Consider the following 16,113-nt stretch of genomic DNA (forward strand, 5'->3'; position numbering starts at 1 on the left):
TCTATGCCTTTTGATTTTATAAACACGCATCTGCAGGCTCGCCTGCAAGATGCGTTACTTCGTAAACGCCACGTAGTGCAACATGCAACAGCGCGTACTATAACGGTTAATAATAAAACCTATCTTAATTTTGCCAGTAACGATTACTTAGGCTTTGGAGATGTGGCTGTTAACCTTAATAACTCCCAAGCATTAGGCAGCCACAGCTCCGCATTGGTTACAGGTTATCAGGCGCAGCAAAAAGGGCTTGAACAATATTTATGCGAGCAATTTGGTTATGGCGCAGGGATGCTATTTAACTCAGGGTTTAGCGCTAATAGCAGCGTAATTAAGGCGTTGTTTCAAGATAAAGCCGCTGCACAAAACAGCGCTATTTTTCAAGATAAGTTAAATCATGCAAGCTTGATTGACGGGGCAATGCACTCTAACGCCGCATTAGTGCGCTTTAATCATAACGATTTAAACCACTTACGCTCACGGCTCGAAAAATCAAAAGCGCTAGATAAGCTAATTATAAGCGAAGGTGTTTTTTCGATGGATGGCGATACTGCGCCATTAAAAGAATTACTCGCCTTGGCAAAGCAACATAATGCCTGGTTAATGATTGACGATGCCCACGGTTTTGGTGCTTTGGGTAAAACAGGGCTTGGTAGTTGCGAAGTACTTTTAGAAGAGGGTATTACACTTCCCGATATATTAGTCATTACCTTTGGTAAAACAGTGGCTAGTAGTGGTGCGTGTGTATTAGGCAGTAAACAGTTTATTGATTACATGCTGCAATTTAATCGCGATTACACGTATTCAACTGCTATGTCGCCGCTTATGGCAAGTCACACACTTGCGCGTATTAAAAGCATAAAAACAGCTGATGATAAACGCGATAAGCTAAATGCCAATATTGCGTTATTTAAGCAACTCGCTAAAACCCATAATATTGCTGTAATGGAGTCAAACACAGCCATACAGCCCATTGTATTAGGTTGTGCTGAGCAAACGTTGCAAGCGGCAGATAAACTTAAACAACAGGGTATTTGGCTCACTGCAATTAGGCCGCCCACGGTTGCACATAATACCTCACGTTTACGCGTTACTTTAACCGCCGCACATACTGAGCAAGACATAACGCACTTAGTTAAGCATTTAGTAGGTGCAATAGCATGACTGCTCAGCCAGTATTAAAAACAGACCTAGTGCAAACACAACTTGTAAAACCGTGCCTAGTAAGTAGCGAATTGGATATAGAGTTAAACAAGGAGCTAAATAAGGAGCTTAAAAAGTCCACACAAAGTAAATTTTCAAAGGCGGCGGCGAGTTATAACACCCATGCAAATGTACAAAAACATGCTGCGAGCGATCTATTTTCACTCATAAAACCAGGCATTAATAAAAATAAGCTTTGTGTTGATTTAGGCGCAGGCCCACTTGTTAATACACATACCTTACAAAGCGTATTTGAAAGCGTTGTGGCAATGGATTTGAGCTTAAATATGCTGCAAAGTAGTGATTTAACCGCACCAAAAATATGCGCCGATATGGATAACTTACCGCTACAAGCAAACAGTGTTGATGTAATTTACAGTAATTTTGCAGTGCAGTGGTCTGCTAATTTTTCGGCTTTAATGCAATCACTTTACAGCATATTAAAACCAGGCGGGCAGGCGTACATAAGCGCTGTGGTAGAGGGCTCACTTAACGAAATAAAAACAGCCTTTGCAGCGCTTGATTCTAACAGCCACATAAATACCTTTAATAGTGAGTTGCATATAAACCAATCAGTCCAAAAAGCAGGGTTTACTATTAACAGCGCTCAAAAACGTATTTACACCGATGAATACACAACACCTTTAAAAGCTATTGCCTCAATTAAAGCTATAGGTGCAACTACGCAAAATCATACCAATACACGTCAAGGGTTACTTACTAAATCGGCGCTACAACATGTATTTAATGCATACCCACTAATAAACAACAAAGCATGTGTGTCCTACCATGTGGTATTGTTATCATTAGAAAAAGACTAAATAAGCCCAAAGACATTAAAGGCAACGCATGAAAGAATTTTTTATAACAGGTACCGACACCGATGCCGGAAAAACTCACGTTACCAGCTTGCTACTAAAGCTACTTGCCCAACATAAAAAACACGCTATTGGCTATAAGCCCCTTGCTGCAGGCTGTGAAATGGCGTTCGATCAGCTTGTAAACGCCGATGCGCTCATACTAATGGAAAGCGCAACCGTTAGTGCTAAGTACGATATAATTAATCCATTTGCCTTTGCTCCACCTATAGCGCCGCATATAGCGGCTAAGCAAGTAGGCGTTACCATCACGGTTGATAAGCTTACCGAGGCGTATCAAAACGTAAAACAACAAGGCGCTGATTACCTACTAACCGAAGGCGCGGGTGGTTGGGCACTACCAATTAATAATACCGACTATTTATACGACTGGGTAAAGTCTGAGCAACTACCAGTAATACTCGTTGTTGGTATGAAGCTAGGGTGCTTAAACCATGCCTTACTTACAGCCGCCCATATGCAAAGCCTAGGTGTAAATTGTGTTGGTTGGATTGCAAATCAAGTAGATCCCAATATGGAAGAATACCAAGCAAACCTTGATACGCTTAAAGCACGTTTGCCATTTCCTATTTTGGCTATAAGCCCATACAGCGAACAAACACCTAAACTACAAATATACAAAAGCTTACTCAATACTCTCGATCTAAATTCCTAAAAGTTAAAACACTGCTTTGTTAAATACAAAGCAGTTTTTGTATTAAGTACATGCGCTTATTTATTACATTTAAGCCTTGAAATAGCCTACCTTAGTACACATATCAACCCTAATAACCGCAGCCTACATTTACGATAATGTCACCAAGGACGCCCCTCACACCATGACGCACCCATTTATTAAAAACTACACCCAAAATGTGCACCAAAAATCAGAAATGGACGCATTAGGTAGTCGTTTATCAAAAACGCGTGTAGGCATATTAGGTGGGGGCACAGCGGGGGCAACAATTGCGATTCGTTTAGCTGCTTTGGGCATACAAACAACCATTTTTGAGAAAAAAAAGTCACTAATTGATGGCCCGCCAATGTGCCACTTACATGCTGGTGGTAATTTATATCGTGAAATACCCGACGAAGACTGCATAGATTTACTTAAGCAATGTATAGATATTTTGCGCCTTTATCCTTACACCATCGATGTAAGGCCAACTGTGTTTGCAGTCCCCACGCGTGATGACGACTCGCCTGAGGATTTACTACCAAGGCTAGATAAGTTAACTCAGGCCTATAAAGAGCTTATTCAGCAAGACGCCAAAAACAAAGTATTAGGTGAACCCGATAACTACTACCAGTTATATAGTCGTGAGCAAATGCTTGAGCTTAAAAAGCAACAACAAGTAACAGAGCCCAAAACGATTGATGAATGGATGATACCGGTAGCTAAGCATTTAAATTTAAGCAAAATAAAATACCCACTTATAGTGGCGCAAGAATATGGTTGGAATATATTTCGGCTATCGGCCAGTGCGCAATTAGCGCTTGCACAGTACGACCATGCAGATGTTTTAACAAACACACTTGTTAAACAGGTATCGCCAGTAAAAACTAACGGTACCAATACGCGCGAGCAAATATCAAAGTGGAATATTGAATACCAATCATCGCAATCTCCAACTACCCAAACACTTGAGGTAGATTACCTTATTAATGCGTGTGGCTTTCAAACCGGCATTATTGACGACATGGTAGGGGTAAATGTTAAGCGTATGGTTGAATTTAAAGCATCCTACATTACACATTGGCAGGGCGCGGGTGGGCAAATACCCGAAATTATTATTTATGGAAAGCGAGGTACGCCAGAAGGTATGGCGCAGTTAACGCCTTACCCTAATGGGTATTTTCAAATACATGGGATGACCAACGCCATTACGCTATTTAACGATGGCTTAGCAGATACAACAGCAATAAGTGCACAACCTAAGCTACCTAATAAGTACCTGCATTATATTGAAGATGGCTGGGACAAAGCAGCACTGCAAACACGCACCCAAACAGCCATTGATTATGTAGCCGAGTTTGTCCCTGCATTTAAAAATGCCAATACACAAAATAATGCGCTGTTTGGCGGCCAACAAATACCAGGAGAAGACGACACTTTGCGCGTAGCCGATGTAAGCTTATATTCGCATATTAGTTATGCGCGTGCTGAAAATGTAAAAGCGTCATCAACCCTCACAGCAACCGATGAAATTGTTGCAGAATTTATAAAGTTAGGTTTAGTGAGCAATCAGCCCGATATTAATAAGCATCGTGAAAACCACCAATGGACATACCTAAATAAAACGAGCCATGCAGATATAACCGCAGTAGCTCAAGTATTAGCCAAAGAGCGTAATTTTCCTGTTGAAATGGCATTAGTAAACAACAGTATTTAAAAAGTGGACTAACAGGTTTAGTTTCAATTGGTTGATTTAAAATGATATTTATAGGCTTTCTGTAATAAACACAAAACAATAAGACTTGCTGCTTAGCTAGGGTCTGTTGAACTTTCAAGGTTAAATTTGCAGCAGTCTGTTTGGTATTTAGGCAAGGCAGAGCCTATGCAGTGTGGCTATTCCCCATAAATAGGCGATAACGTAGCATTAATGCCAAACAGGCGCTGCCCAAAGGGTTCTTCCTAGAGACTATTTGCTCTTTTTTGCTCGGTTTTTACTTATTCTTACATGGATGTAAGCCAGTAGAATAACGCAGGAGCAGTTAACGAGCCCACTAGGTTACAAATCTCGCGCCGCGATTAAATAGCCCCTAGTTTGAACGAATTTTAATCCGCAAAGATCAACAGACCCTGTATTATTACCTCATAAAATTATATTTATAAACATATAAATAACCCTTGCGTTATGACATAGTTTGTCACAGAATAGCGCTAACGCTATGACATAGTTTGTCATAGCGCAGTGATTGCTTTTAGCTGATTTAATTCCAAATGCATTAATCGCTTAGTGATCAAACCTATTTTTGTGAGGACAATATGAAACGTGTATTTTTGTTTTTATTAACTAACCTAGCGGTTATGTTGGTATTAGGTGTAGTGCTTTCAATTATAATGAGTGCGCTGGGCTTGAGCCATCGTAGCCTTGGCGGAATTTTACTGATAGCTACGGTGTTTGGCTTTGGTGGATCGTTTATTTCGTTGTTTATGTCTAAGTGGATCGCTAAAAAATCAACAGGTGCGCAAGTAATTACGCAGCCACGTAATGAAACAGAACGCTGGCTTGTACAAACGGTATCTGCGCAGGCACAAAAAGCAGGTATTAAAATGCCAGAAGTGGCAATTTACGACAGCTCAGAAATGAACGCATTTGCAACCGGCCCGAGTAAAAACAATTCATTAGTAGCAGTAAGCACAGGCTTAATGCACAACATGACCCAAGATCAGGCCGAAGCTGTACTTGCCCACGAAGTATCGCACATTGCTAACGGCGACATGGTAACGCTTACCCTAATACAAGGCGTGGTAAACACCTTTGTAATATTTGCTGCAAAAGTACTGGCAGGCATAGTAGATAACTTTATAAATAGCGATGAAGAAGAGGGCGGCAGTAGCTGGACTTACTTCTTATTCGATATGTTATTCCAAGTATTATTTGGCGTACTTGCCAGCATAGTGGTTGCAAGCTACAGCCGTAAACGTGAGTTTGCAGCCGATAGTGGCGCAGCTAAATTGGTAGGTGCAGACAAAATGCGATCAGCGCTTGAGCGATTAAAGCAAAACCACCCATCGCAATTAGAAGGTTCAATGATGGCCTTTGGTATTGCAAGTGGCAAAGGTATGGCTGAGCTGTTTTCATCTCACCCACCGCTTGATGCGCGAATAGACGCACTTCGTAAGTAGCTATGTAAGTAACTATATAAATTAGTAAATATACTAAGCCAGCTTAACCGCTGGCTTTTTTATGTTTACGTTAAAATGCTAAAAACAAATGCACTGTATTTATATACAGTTATTTGCGTTGCTTTATAAAATCGTTACTTATTTAAGCTATTTGTATTTACGGATATTCTTTGCATGCGTACACTTAAACTCCTTAAAAGTCAGCACTGCTGCTGGTTTTAATACTTAACAAGGATGCTTATTGTAATGGTAGATATTCAGCAAACTAAAGAATGCATTATGTGTTTCAGCTCAATTGATTCTCGCGCTAAAAAATGCCCGCAATGCACCTCTCTTCAAGCTAAGTACTCTAACTTAGAAAATAATCCCATAATTATTGGTGCATTGGCCTTAAGTATTGTTGGTATTTTTGGGTTTGTTTTTTATCAAAATATTTATGTAGCAGGGCTTGAAGAACAAGCACAAAAAAACTTAACTGCTAATGTAAGCCAAATAAGCACTAAAAATGAAACAGATGGTTTGTATGTTGCGTGTATAGGGCAAATAAAAAATGAATCAGACTTTTCGTTTAAAAATATAAAGTTTAAAGTCGACTTTTTATCAGAGCAAAACGCACTAGTCGATACGCTATCAATAACCGACGAAGATCTAATAATAGCTAATGGCTTAACTAATTTTAGAGTAAGAGGCATAGCCCAAAAGTCTGCTACTAGTTACAACAAGTGCCAAGTGTTTATAACCGATGCTTGGGCTTATAAATAGAGACAAATTTTACGAGCAAAATAAAAAAACCAGCAAAAAAGCTGGTTTTTAATATAAACAAATCAGTTGTTACTGAGAAAGTATAATTTCGGTAATTCCCTCAGCAGAGAGTATTTCAATCCAATAGCCGTCAGGGTCTTTAATAAACGCAAGCCCTTTCATTGAGCCATCATCTGGCTTTTTAACAAACTCTACATCGTATTTTGCAAAGCGCTCACTAGCTTCGTAAACATCAGGCACGCTAATACCAATATGGCCAAAGCCTTTAGGTTCTTGATTGCCACTGTGGTAGCCCTCAAAACTGTCATCGTTTTCAGTGCCCCAGTTATGGGTTAACTCAATTAGCGCAGGGCGGCGAAACACCCATTCAGCTTTTGCTTTATCATCGCCTTCTGGCAACTCTTGTTCGTAGCCTAAAAAGTAAAGCGTAAACTTCATACCAGGAAAGTCATACTTACCTAACAGCTTCATACCTAATACATTTTGATAAAATTCTAAAGACGGCTTTGGATCTTTAATACGCAACATTGTTTGCTGCATTACATAGCCTTGTGTGGCTTGTTCAATTTGCTCTGGAGATTCGTTATAGCTAGACATGGCGATCCTTTCAAAATAATAAAGCGAAAATAGAGATATAGTACTTAACTAATCATAATCAACCGTACGATAAATTTAAACCACTGCTTAATATTTTAACCATTAATAATGGGTTTAAGCTCGTAAATGGTGTTTTATAAATAGCACATGTTATTTACTAAGCCATTTTCCTAGGTTGATTAGGAATATGGATGATTTTTTACTTTCATAATTACTAATAAACTCTTTACAACTAGGACGTTGAGATACAAATATGACTTTATTAGATGAAAGTACAAAAGAATTTGGCAGCATGAGTGTATTACTTCATAACATCAATACAGAAAGTTATTGTATTGAATGGTTTAGTAAAATGACTGGAGCGTCAATTACCTTAGTAAGAATGGAAGCTGGCAAGTATTTAGTTACCCGAAAGTGGGCAGCAGGGCGAGATCTAGACGATGTTACTAGTGACTTTAGCCGTGCTAACCAAGCCATTATTCATTTTTTGAATAATGTTGATATAGCTAAAATGAACGAACAAAGAGTTGCCGCAGCTAAACTTTATTGCATAAATTTATTTGTAAAAGCAGAAGGGTTAAGACCTGTTACTAACCCTAATTTACCAAAGCCAAGGCTGCAAGACGCTATAGGCAAAAAGGTGGTTGTAAAATCAACCTTAGGCAATTGCCAAATAGCGACCGGGTTATTGCTACAGCTGGTGGGCAACCAAGTTGAAATACAGGTAAACCCCGATAACGCATTTGATGATCAACCAAGGCAAAAGTTTTACACTAAGCAAGTATCAATTTGTTAAAGCGTTTAACGCCCAACACTTATAGGCAGTTTTACTTTAATGTTAAAGCCGCCTTGATCAGTAATCTTAAAGCTACCCCCTAGCGCAATAGCGCGCTCTTCCATAAATGCTAAACCATAGTTACCTGAATTTTCAGTCGGTTTTACTTTGCTTCCGTTATCACTAATTTCTAATTTTATAAACTGACTATCCGTTTTAATATTTATAATAAGATTGCCCGCATTACTGTGCTTAATGCAATTGGTCACGGCTTCTTGGCAAATTCGGTAAACGGCAATTTCATGCTCTTTTGTCAGTGCATTATCTACATTAAAATTAACCTCGTAGCTAATATTTGCTTTGGTAAGTAAGCTTTTTAATCGCCCTTGGGTCATCGCATTTTGTAGCCCTAATTCGTCTAGTTCACGAGGACGAAGGTAATGCATTAATTGATAAACAGAATCGTACATAGAGTTTGCATTGCTTTTTAACGTGGCCACAAACGATTGCGTTTTTTCATCACTAAGGTGCGACAAAATAGCCAAATCGGTTTTTAAAGCTGTTAAGTTTTGCCCAAGTTCGTCGTGTAACTCTTGTGACAGATGTTTTCGCTCGTTTTCTTGTACGCTCACCATTTTAGCCCCAAGAAGCGTGTTTTGCTCAAGCTGTTTTTTAAGTGCGCGGTTAATCTTTTTTAATTCAGTATTTTTACGTTTAAGCTCTGTAATAGCCGCGCCTAACACCATACTGGTAATCGCATTAGCTAAAATAAACAACTGGCTAATATAGGTATTGCTAGGCTCATGGGTAATACTTGCTTCAACTATTATTAGTGCATTAATAAGTGTAGCGCTAGTTACCGCGGCTAATACGCCAAAGCGATACGAAAACCAAATAATAGGTAATAACGATGCAAGGCGAAGCAATGGGTAGGTATCAGGGCGTATCAGGTATACAAGCATCATAACAAGTAAAACGGTAGCCAACGTAACCATTAAATTAGTGATTTTAAGTAATGCAGGGCGCTTTAACGGAAGGTTTAAAGAATGAAGTAGCATAATAAACGGCGCAATTAATAATGAGCCAGTTATATCACCAAGGCACATATTTAACTGATATTGTAATAGCTCTTTAGCAACCAATATGTTTGTAAATTCAAACGCACTGGAAAACAAAAACCACTTTATTGAGGTGCTCGCAACACACAATAAAATCAACGAAAGTATACCTAAACTATTATTAATGCTCGGCGGCCAGCGGCTATGTTTAAACGCATACACAAGGGCAAAAAAGCAAAGCTCCTGCCAAAAACCATGCAGTAAATTAAACTCCCAAATTCCTGTGCTTGTATACCCAAAGTGAGCAGCCAAAGCACGAGACGATACCCACAAAGTAATCCAATACCGAGTTGGCGAAAGTAAATAAAAAGCAATTTTTATCCCTGCAGGAATAAATATAGCACTACTTTCGGGCACTGTTTCTAAATTAGATCCTACCCAAAAAGCAGCAATGCAGGCAATAAAATAAATTACACCAACCAAAAGCTGCTTTGTAATTTCTTTAACGGTAGCCGTAATAGTAAAGTTAAAGGCGGGCAGTGTACTAGGTAAGTTCATCTAGCTTTATTACTCCCGCATCAATAGCTATTTTTAACAGCTCAAACGAGGTTGTAACATTAAGCTTGCTGTAAATATTGGTCTTATGTACATGCGCTGTTTTAGGCATTATTTCTAATTTTTGCGCTATTTGCTTTGCATTAAAGCCCTTTGCTAACAGCGGTAAAGCTTCAAGCTCGCGGTTAGTTAAAATAGTTAATGCTGAGTTTGGTGTATTTAAAGCAAAATTTACGTCTTCACTTATGTAGCGTTTACCTAATGCAACCGATTTAACGGCATCAATTAACTCCTCCGACGCAGAACGCTTAGACACATAACCAAGCGCGCCTAGTCGTAGAGCATTACTTACATAAGGTTCGTAATCGTGCATAGAGGCAACAATAGTTTTAATTTCAGGGAAATTTTCGTTAAGGTAGGTTAAAAATGTAAGGCCGGTTTCTGATTCATTAAGTGATATATCAACAATAAATATATCGGGTTGTTCAAGCTCAACAGCCAGTTTTGCTTGGCTAACATTACAGGCTTCTATTATTACTTCCCAGTCTGCTTGTAGCTCTAGTAGTTTTTTAAAACTGTCGCGTACTAATTGATGATCTTCAATTATTCCAATGTGCATGTATTTCTCCCTTTAAATTTATTATACATTGAAATACATAACCATCAGCCAAAAAATTTATTAAATTTAATTACCTAGCAAAAATGTACACTGTAAAAATTAAAGGAGCAATAACGCTCAGTATTTATATATTCAAACGGAGGCACTATGAAAACACTAAACATTATTTTTGGACTCGCATTACTCTTTACTATTACAAATGCTAACGCAGTAGAGGGACTAATTTCAGTAAAAAGCCCATTAAGTGCAAAAGCTACTATGGATAAGTTTGAGAATTTGGCAAAACAAAAAGGGCTAAATATATTTGCACGAATAGATCACGCAGCTGGTGCTAAAAAAGTAGATAAGGAGCTTAACCCAACATTGCGCTGGGCTCTATATTAGCGTCTGTTATTATTTCTAAAAGTGTCCCGCTGTTTGAGGGCATTCTTGCCTTTATTGTACTAATAGGGCTGCAATACGCTATTACCTGGTTTAGTGTGCGCTCGTCACAATTTGCAGCGCTTGTAAAAGCAAACCCCACGTTATTGTTAAGTAATGGCGAGTATTGTGATTCAGCTCTTAAATCACAACGCGTAACAAAATCAGAAATTCGCGCCGCTGTGCGAGGCGCAGGTATTATTGCAATAGAAGAGGTCGCCGCAGTTGTGCTCGAAACAGACGGCAGCTTTAGCGTAATGCCGCACAGTAACAGCGGCTCTAAAACCGCGTTAAGCGATGTAGTGTGAGTATTAAATAGTAAGATCATTAAAGAGAAGACAGGCTTTATTGCCTAGCAGATTCAAGCCTGTCTTATATAACTAATTTAGCTATTTAGCCGGTTCTAATAAACTAAACGTAGGTAAGCGCCATTTAAAGCGTATTGATGCCATACGTATTAAGTATCCCGCAACTAGGCTTACCATAATGCTTATGTTGTCGTCTATATTGTAATGGTGCAGCGCTAAGTATAAGCACGCTACAATTAGCGATACGCTGGCATACAACTCGTTATGCAGTACCAACGGCGCTTGACGACATATTAAATCACGCAATAAGCCACCAAATACGCCAGTAACAACCGCAGCCACAACACAAATACCATAGTGTAAGCCCATATTAAGCCCCACTTGGCAGCCTATAATACTAAATGCAGCTAAACCCAGCGCGTCTAAGCGCATAAATATGCCTTTAAATTTAACCACCCATTTAGCCAACCATGTAGTAACAATACCGGCAATACAAGTAATTAATAAATACTCAGGGTGTTGTACCCAGGTAAGCGGGTAATTGCCTAGTAATATATCTCGTACGCTGCCACCACCAATTGCGGTCGCACTGGCTACTAGCACTACGCCAAACCAATCCATTTTCATTCGCCCAGCGCTAAGTGCGCCGGTCATGGCTTCTGCTGTAATACCAATAATATAAACAATCGTTAATAGCATGAGATAATCACTTGAAATATGTGCGTAAAAATAAAGGAGTGATTGTATAGATAAATGAGCTGAAAAACGAATGAGAAATCGTACTAAAAAAGCTTCATTCAGATAGAAATAACTAATGACAAAATACAGTGTAAACAGCCTGTTAAGCCAATGTGGAAGTGCGGGTTAATTATTAAAATTTAAAGGACATTTATCCGTTAGCCATAAAATAAAGCTGGTTGATTTTTTACTTGGTTTTAGTCCTATGAGCATTGTTAGGGCACTTGTTTTAGTGCTTTAATTAATAGCTAAGCTTAATAGATAAGTTTAATAGTTAAGTTTAGTAGGTAGAGCGTAAAATTAACGCAATATGAATAAATAGTTGCGTGGTTTTAATTTAGGGACGTATAATAGCAAGTGTTAACTAAATGGAATTTGCGTAAAACGCAGCTTAAGCAGAGCAGGTGGATACATGAACAAAGGATTGTTAAAGTCGTGGAAAACCGACAAAGGTTTTGGTTTTATTAAATCAGACACTCTAGAACACGACACGTTTATACACATATCAGCGCTCAAACACATGAGCCGTAAACCTAAAGTTGGCGACACCATTTACTTTGAAGTTGCAACACAGCCCGATGGTAAAACCAAAGCAATTAACTGCCGCATAGAAGGCGTTTCAGAGCTTAAAGCACCTTACCAAAAACACAATCAACAGCCTTACCGTATGGCTAAATCTAATTTTGCCAGTAGCTTTTTAGGTAAAGTTGCCTCAATTGGTCTTACTGTGCTTTGTTTATATGCGTTTACTAAATACAACTCTCACTCAAGCAGCCAAACTCCCGTTATTACCAATGATTTAGCCACCTTTGATGAAAAATATCCGAAGCTCATTATTCCTAAAAGCACGCAAAACTTTACGTGTGATGGTAGGCAGCACTGCAGCCAAATGAATTCGAGAGCTGAGGCGGTATTTTTTATTAATAATTGCCCGAATACAAAAATGGATGGCGATAATGATGGTGATCCTTGTGAAAGAGATACACGGTTTTAAAGGGTAGGGCTATAAAGCTTTCAGTTTTAAATAAAAATAGAATTAATTAATCGCTATATATAAATGTAGCTATGTAAGTTTTGTCCCATAACATTATTAAAAATCGTTTTGGGGTTAAATAACAAAGGCTACGGAATAATAATTGTAATCACCTGTTAATTAAAGAGTTGTTTGGTGTAATTATCGAACAACGTAATATACGCCGTTTTGGGGTGTTATAACCCCCCAAGGTGGTGTTGAATAAGCTGTTAGATTGCAATCATAGATAGGAGATCAAATGTCACAGTGGGATGATAGATATAATGAACATGCAATTCATGCAAGTATAGATAATTTAACTGAGAGGTTAGAAGATGATGCACTAGTATCGGAAGATCTAAATGTTATCGAAATTATTGATAGGATAATACAAGCTAAATCTTATGCTGAAATATGTTTGCAGAACTTGATACCCGCATTAGTAAACCACGCCCATCTCAACAAAGCTAATAGCTATATTACTAGTATTACATCAGAAACTAACAGTTATATGTCTAATAAAAATATTGGGCATTTGAATAATACTTCAGCTCATATTGATAACTTGATGGCACAATTGAATGCACTGCCAATAACTAAACCTGCTATTACGGAACAATCTTTTACTAAATCACTTATTGCCTTTAAATCTCTAACTGAAAAGTCATTTGCAGAGTTAAAAAAATCAAAAGATGAAATGCTTGAATCAGTAAATACAATTACTGATGACTCGATTGAACAAAAATCTAAACTAGAAGATTTAGTTTCAGAAATTGCTCGGCATGAACAAAATATCCAAGAGTCACTTGATAGTTTTAAAGAGCGGTTTGATGCCTCTGAAACGACTTACTCTGAAAAGCTAGAGGCGACAACTAATGAATTTGATAACAAATACCAAGTTTTCTCTGAAAATGTTAACGAAAAGTTAACTGAAAATATTGAAACTAATCAAGAGAATGTTGATGCGGTATTAACTGATCATAAAGAAAAATATAGTGAACAGTTAGAACAACAAAAATCTGATGCGCAGTTAGTTCTTGATGCCCTAGAAGAAAAGAAATTAGAAGCTTCTAATTTGTTACAAATCATTGGAAATATTGGAATCACAGGTAATTATCAAAATATTGCTAATAATGAGAAAAAGGCCGCAGATAATTGGCGTAAAATAGCACTTGGTTTAATGATAGGAATGGTATTAATAATAGGGATTACCATTTTTATATCTGCTGCCGATGGCTTTGATTGGAAATTGGCCTTATTCAGAGTTGGTGCTGCTTTTGTTTTGGCTGTTCCTGCTGCATACGCGGCAAAAGAATCCGCGAAACATCGAAGTTTAGAGAATCACAATAGACGTTCAGAATTGGAGTTAGCATCTTTAGACCCTTTCTTAGAGAAGTTACCTAAGGAAACAAGAGATAAAGTTAAAGAAGAATTAACTAAAAAATTCTTTGGTTTAAATAGTACCGAGCCTAAAACTGAAGATCCTGTTTCAAATGAAGCCATTTTTGACTTGTTGAAAACGGCGATAGGTAAGAAGTAATGCAATTTAACATGGGTTTTCAAGTCGGACTCGTAAAAGCTTGCTCGGTTCCACTTCGTTTCAAATTTTAGCAAGCTATTACTCGCCGCTTAAAACGGCGTTGAGGCTGTAGAATTACTCTTTTTTAAGAAAAACAGCCTGTTTTATGGGTCCCAAATGTATTACCTAATGCTTTAAAAACGATTAGAGTTAATTACAGGAACAACTCGTTTTTTAATTGAATTTGGCTGTTAGAGTTATTCCATAGCCTCATTAGGCAATTAAATCAATAATCTGAGCATTTTGCTCTCAATAAACATAAATATTATAAGGATATTTAATGAAATCAGTAGTTCTTGCAACAATAATAACAACAGCAACATTAGCGGGCTGTTCTTCTGTTCCAATGGAATCTAAAGAAACAGCAAATACAGCAAAAGAATTTAATGCCCCATCACAAGATACTGCAGGAATCTATGTATACCGCAAAGACACTTTTGCTGGAGCTGCTCTCAAAAAAGATGTGTGGATCGGTAAAGATTGTGTTGGTCAAACAGCAAAAGGAGTTTTCTTTTATAAAGAAGTTCCGGGTAGTGAAAAACTTGAAATATCGACGGAATCAGAATTTTCTCCAAATATGCTGACTATTAATGCTAAAAATGGTGAATTATATTTTGTTGAGCAATTTATAAAAATAGGTGCCTTTGTTGGTGGAGCAGATCTTGAACTAGCGAACACTGATACAGGTAAATCAGAAGTTCAAAGATTAGGTATGGCTAAGGGCGGTAATTGTGATTCTGTCTTAAAATAATTGCCTAACAAGAACTTCAAACGAAAAAAAACAGTTGGCTGTTTCACTTAGTTCACATTAATAGCCAATTATATGTTTCTGCACGTTTTGTGCATTTTTTAGTTTCACTACAAACAGGAGTTATAATGAAACTTAGTAGTAAATCAGCCCTAATTTTAGGTCTTTTATCCACAGCTGTAATCGCAAGCGAATACAGCTCTCCCGTAGAAAATGTAGAAGTTTATAAAACAGAATTATCAACTTTATCAATCCAAAACCTTTCAAGCGAAAAAATTGAAATAGACCTTTATGGTGAAAGTTTTAATTTAGATCCAGCGTCAGGTGTTAAATTTGAATGTTCAGGTTACGAAAAAATTGAGCTTCAAATTAAAAATAATGACCACGAATACTTTGAGGTTCCTTGTGAATCTCGAGTAGTAATTACCGAATCATTTACTAACCAATATGTGCAAGGAGAATAACATGAGAAAGTTTTTTGCTTTAAGTGCTATTTTTGCTTTATCAGCATGCGGTGGGAGTAATGATGATGGCTCATCTAAATCTACATATTCATCTTGTAAAATTACTAGCTCTCAAGCTTTATTAGCCACAGACCGAGACAATGATTTAAAACAGTGCTGGAATGCTGGTGGTAACGGTTTTGAAAGCCAAGGTGATGCAATACAGTGGTGTGAAAAACAAGTAAATGCTTATATTGCTAATCAATATATAGTCGGTCACACTGTTAGTTATGCAGTAGAATCAACTAATTGTAAGTGACAAATATATAACAACACACCCTGAACCGGATGAAATTAACAGTGACATCCATCCTAAATTTTGCTCTTTTCAAAATTTAGGATTACGTTTTAGTTAGTGTAAAAAATGAGCAGGGTGTCTTGTGGCCATTTCAAGAAAGCGTCAAGTATAAATTAACAAGACACCCACTTTAAATTTTGCACTTTTCGAAGTTAGAGGCTAGCCTTTGTTTAGTGTAAAAAACAAGCAGGGTGTCTTATGGCAATTGCAAGAAAACGTCAAGTAAGTTTG

The 16,113-nt window shown here is 37.9% G+C and carries 18 protein-coding genes; 14 read left to right on the plus strand and 4 right to left on the minus strand.

The features are described from left to right. Positions 1–3: 3 nt before the first annotated feature. The 6 genes from I6F49_RS02240 (at position 4) to I6F49_RS02265 (ending at position 6,672) form a co-directional block, all read left to right on the plus strand. Complete coding sequence (locus tag I6F49_RS02240) at positions 4–1,161, plus strand: aminotransferase class I/II-fold pyridoxal phosphate-dependent enzyme (protein WP_197178174.1); 1,158 nt, start codon at positions 4–6, stop codon at positions 1,159–1,161. After that, positions 1,158–2,021, plus strand: a complete 864-nt coding sequence (locus tag I6F49_RS02245; RefSeq protein ID WP_197178175.1) for a methyltransferase domain-containing protein — start codon at positions 1,158–1,160, stop codon at positions 2,019–2,021. The genes I6F49_RS02240 and I6F49_RS02245 overlap by 4 nt, the downstream gene beginning before the upstream one ends. 28 nt (positions 2,022–2,049) lie before the next feature. After that, complete coding sequence (bioD, locus tag I6F49_RS02250) at positions 2,050–2,733, plus strand: dethiobiotin synthase (protein WP_197178176.1); 684 nt, start codon at positions 2,050–2,052, stop codon at positions 2,731–2,733. A gap of 163 nt (positions 2,734–2,896) precedes the next feature. Continuing rightward, positions 2,897–4,450: an FAD-dependent oxidoreductase gene (locus I6F49_RS02255; protein ID WP_197178177.1), complete on the plus strand. Its 1,554-nt coding sequence runs from the start codon at positions 2,897–2,899 to the stop codon at positions 4,448–4,450. A gap of 596 nt (positions 4,451–5,046) precedes the next feature. Next, entirely contained in the window at positions 5,047–5,910 is an 864-nt protein-coding gene (htpX, locus tag I6F49_RS02260) for a protease HtpX (RefSeq protein ID WP_197178178.1), read from the plus strand. A gap of 246 nt (positions 5,911–6,156) precedes the next feature. Continuing rightward, entirely contained in the window at positions 6,157–6,672 is a 516-nt protein-coding gene (locus I6F49_RS02265; protein ID WP_165728671.1) for a hypothetical protein, read from the plus strand. 69 nt (positions 6,673–6,741) lie between these two features. Here the strand turns inward: I6F49_RS02265 and gloA are convergent, their stop codons facing one another. Next, positions 6,742–7,269 carry a lactoylglutathione lyase gene (gloA, locus tag I6F49_RS02270; protein WP_165728670.1) on the minus strand — a complete coding sequence of 176 codons (528 nt, stop codon included), beginning with the start codon at positions 7,267–7,269 and terminating at the stop codon, positions 6,742–6,744. Positions 7,270–7,522: 253 nt separating this feature from the next. Here gloA and I6F49_RS02275 point away from each other — a divergent pair, with 253 nt between their 5' ends. Beyond that, a complete protein-coding gene (locus I6F49_RS02275) occupies positions 7,523–8,065 on the plus strand; it encodes a hypothetical protein (RefSeq protein WP_197178179.1) in 543 nt (180 codons plus the stop codon). A gap of 5 nt (positions 8,066–8,070) precedes the next feature. On the opposite strand, the gene I6F49_RS02280 is transcribed toward I6F49_RS02275, so the two are convergent. Both I6F49_RS02280 and I6F49_RS02285 read right to left on the minus strand, forming a co-directional pair. Next, positions 8,071–9,660 carry an MASE1 domain-containing protein gene (locus I6F49_RS02280; protein ID WP_197178180.1) on the minus strand — a complete coding sequence of 530 codons (1,590 nt, stop codon included), beginning with the start codon at positions 9,658–9,660 and terminating at the stop codon, positions 8,071–8,073. Then, positions 9,647–10,276, minus strand: a complete 630-nt coding sequence (locus tag I6F49_RS02285) for a response regulator transcription factor (RefSeq protein ID WP_197178181.1) — start codon at positions 10,274–10,276, stop codon at positions 9,647–9,649. Before I6F49_RS02285 ends, I6F49_RS02280 begins: the two co-directional genes overlap by 14 nt. 147 nt (positions 10,277–10,423) lie before the next feature. On the opposite strand from I6F49_RS02285, the gene I6F49_RS02290 reads away from it, so the two are divergent. Both I6F49_RS02290 and I6F49_RS20305 read left to right on the plus strand, forming a co-directional pair. Further along, on the plus strand, positions 10,424–10,660 hold the full coding sequence (locus I6F49_RS02290) for a hypothetical protein (RefSeq protein ID WP_197178182.1): 237 nt from the start codon (positions 10,424–10,426) through the stop codon (positions 10,658–10,660). 95 nt (positions 10,661–10,755) lie between these two features. Continuing rightward, positions 10,756–11,004, plus strand: a complete 249-nt coding sequence (locus tag I6F49_RS20305) for a YetF domain-containing protein (RefSeq protein WP_331461435.1) — start codon at positions 10,756–10,758, stop codon at positions 11,002–11,004. Positions 11,005–11,085: 81 nt separating this feature from the next. On the opposite strand, the gene I6F49_RS02300 is transcribed toward I6F49_RS20305, so the two are convergent. Further along, complete coding sequence (locus tag I6F49_RS02300; RefSeq protein ID WP_197178183.1) at positions 11,086–11,703, minus strand: trimeric intracellular cation channel family protein; 618 nt, start codon at positions 11,701–11,703, stop codon at positions 11,086–11,088. Positions 11,704–12,154: 451 nt separating this feature from the next. Here I6F49_RS02300 and I6F49_RS02305 point away from each other — a divergent pair, with 451 nt between their 5' ends. The 5 genes from I6F49_RS02305 (at position 12,155) to I6F49_RS02325 (ending at position 15,843) form a co-directional block, all read left to right on the plus strand. Next, a complete protein-coding gene (locus tag I6F49_RS02305) occupies positions 12,155–12,736 on the plus strand; it encodes a cold shock domain-containing protein (protein ID WP_197178184.1) in 582 nt (193 codons plus the stop codon). 277 nt (positions 12,737–13,013) lie between these two features. Beyond that, the gene (locus I6F49_RS02310) at positions 13,014–14,294 is read left to right on the plus strand and encodes a hypothetical protein (protein WP_197178185.1); all 1,281 of its coding nucleotides are present in this window, start codon (positions 13,014–13,016) and stop codon (positions 14,292–14,294) included. A 319-nt stretch (positions 14,295–14,613) separates the two neighbouring features. Then, a complete protein-coding gene (locus I6F49_RS02315; protein WP_197178186.1) occupies positions 14,614–15,084 on the plus strand; it encodes a DUF2846 domain-containing protein in 471 nt (156 codons plus the stop codon). Between the two features lie 125 nt (positions 15,085–15,209). After that, on the plus strand, positions 15,210–15,545 hold the full coding sequence (locus tag I6F49_RS02320; protein ID WP_169043675.1) for a hypothetical protein: 336 nt from the start codon (positions 15,210–15,212) through the stop codon (positions 15,543–15,545). A gap of 1 nt (position 15,546) precedes the next feature. Then, positions 15,547–15,843, plus strand: coding sequence for a hypothetical protein (locus I6F49_RS02325; protein ID WP_197178187.1), 297 nt, complete (start codon positions 15,547–15,549; stop codon positions 15,841–15,843). Positions 15,844–16,113: the final 270 nt, after the last annotated feature.

The sequence above is a fragment of the Pseudoalteromonas sp. SWN166 genome, from assembly GCF_015864485.1.
GTDB lineage: Bacteria > Pseudomonadota > Gammaproteobacteria > Enterobacterales > Alteromonadaceae > Pseudoalteromonas.

What these genes read in the sequence shown, in the direction of transcription:
- gloA (WP_165728670.1), bottom strand. Translation starts at nt 7,269, where the DNA reads ATGTCTAGCTATAACGAATCTCCAGAGCAAATTGAACAAGCCACACAA.
- bioD (WP_197178176.1), top strand. Translation starts at nt 2,050, where the DNA reads ATGAAAGAATTTTTTATAACAGGTACCGACACCGATGCCGGAAAAACT.
- I6F49_RS02305 (WP_197178184.1), top strand. Translation starts at nt 12,155, where the DNA reads ATGAACAAAGGATTGTTAAAGTCGTGGAAAACCGACAAAGGTTTTGGT.
- I6F49_RS02290 (WP_197178182.1), top strand. Translation starts at nt 10,424, where the DNA reads ATGAAAACACTAAACATTATTTTTGGACTCGCATTACTCTTTACTATT.
- I6F49_RS02240 (WP_197178174.1), top strand. Translation starts at nt 4, where the DNA reads ATGCCTTTTGATTTTATAAACACGCATCTGCAGGCTCGCCTGCAAGAT.
- I6F49_RS02310 (WP_197178185.1), top strand. Translation starts at nt 13,014, where the DNA reads ATGTCACAGTGGGATGATAGATATAATGAACATGCAATTCATGCAAGT.
- I6F49_RS02265 (WP_165728671.1), top strand. Translation starts at nt 6,157, where the DNA reads ATGGTAGATATTCAGCAAACTAAAGAATGCATTATGTGTTTCAGCTCA.
- I6F49_RS02280 (WP_197178180.1), bottom strand. Translation starts at nt 9,660, where the DNA reads ATGAACTTACCTAGTACACTGCCCGCCTTTAACTTTACTATTACGGCT.
- I6F49_RS02255 (WP_197178177.1), top strand. Translation starts at nt 2,897, where the DNA reads ATGACGCACCCATTTATTAAAAACTACACCCAAAATGTGCACCAAAAA.
- I6F49_RS02320 (WP_169043675.1), top strand. Translation starts at nt 15,210, where the DNA reads ATGAAACTTAGTAGTAAATCAGCCCTAATTTTAGGTCTTTTATCCACA.
- htpX (WP_197178178.1), top strand. Translation starts at nt 5,047, where the DNA reads ATGAAACGTGTATTTTTGTTTTTATTAACTAACCTAGCGGTTATGTTG.
- I6F49_RS02315 (WP_197178186.1), top strand. Translation starts at nt 14,614, where the DNA reads ATGAAATCAGTAGTTCTTGCAACAATAATAACAACAGCAACATTAGCG.
- I6F49_RS02275 (WP_197178179.1), top strand. Translation starts at nt 7,523, where the DNA reads ATGACTTTATTAGATGAAAGTACAAAAGAATTTGGCAGCATGAGTGTA.
- I6F49_RS02325 (WP_197178187.1), top strand. Translation starts at nt 15,547, where the DNA reads ATGAGAAAGTTTTTTGCTTTAAGTGCTATTTTTGCTTTATCAGCATGC.
- I6F49_RS02285 (WP_197178181.1), bottom strand. Translation starts at nt 10,276, where the DNA reads ATGCACATTGGAATAATTGAAGATCATCAATTAGTACGCGACAGTTTT.
- I6F49_RS02300 (WP_197178183.1), bottom strand. Translation starts at nt 11,703, where the DNA reads ATGCTATTAACGATTGTTTATATTATTGGTATTACAGCAGAAGCCATG.
- I6F49_RS02245 (WP_197178175.1), top strand. Translation starts at nt 1,158, where the DNA reads ATGACTGCTCAGCCAGTATTAAAAACAGACCTAGTGCAAACACAACTT.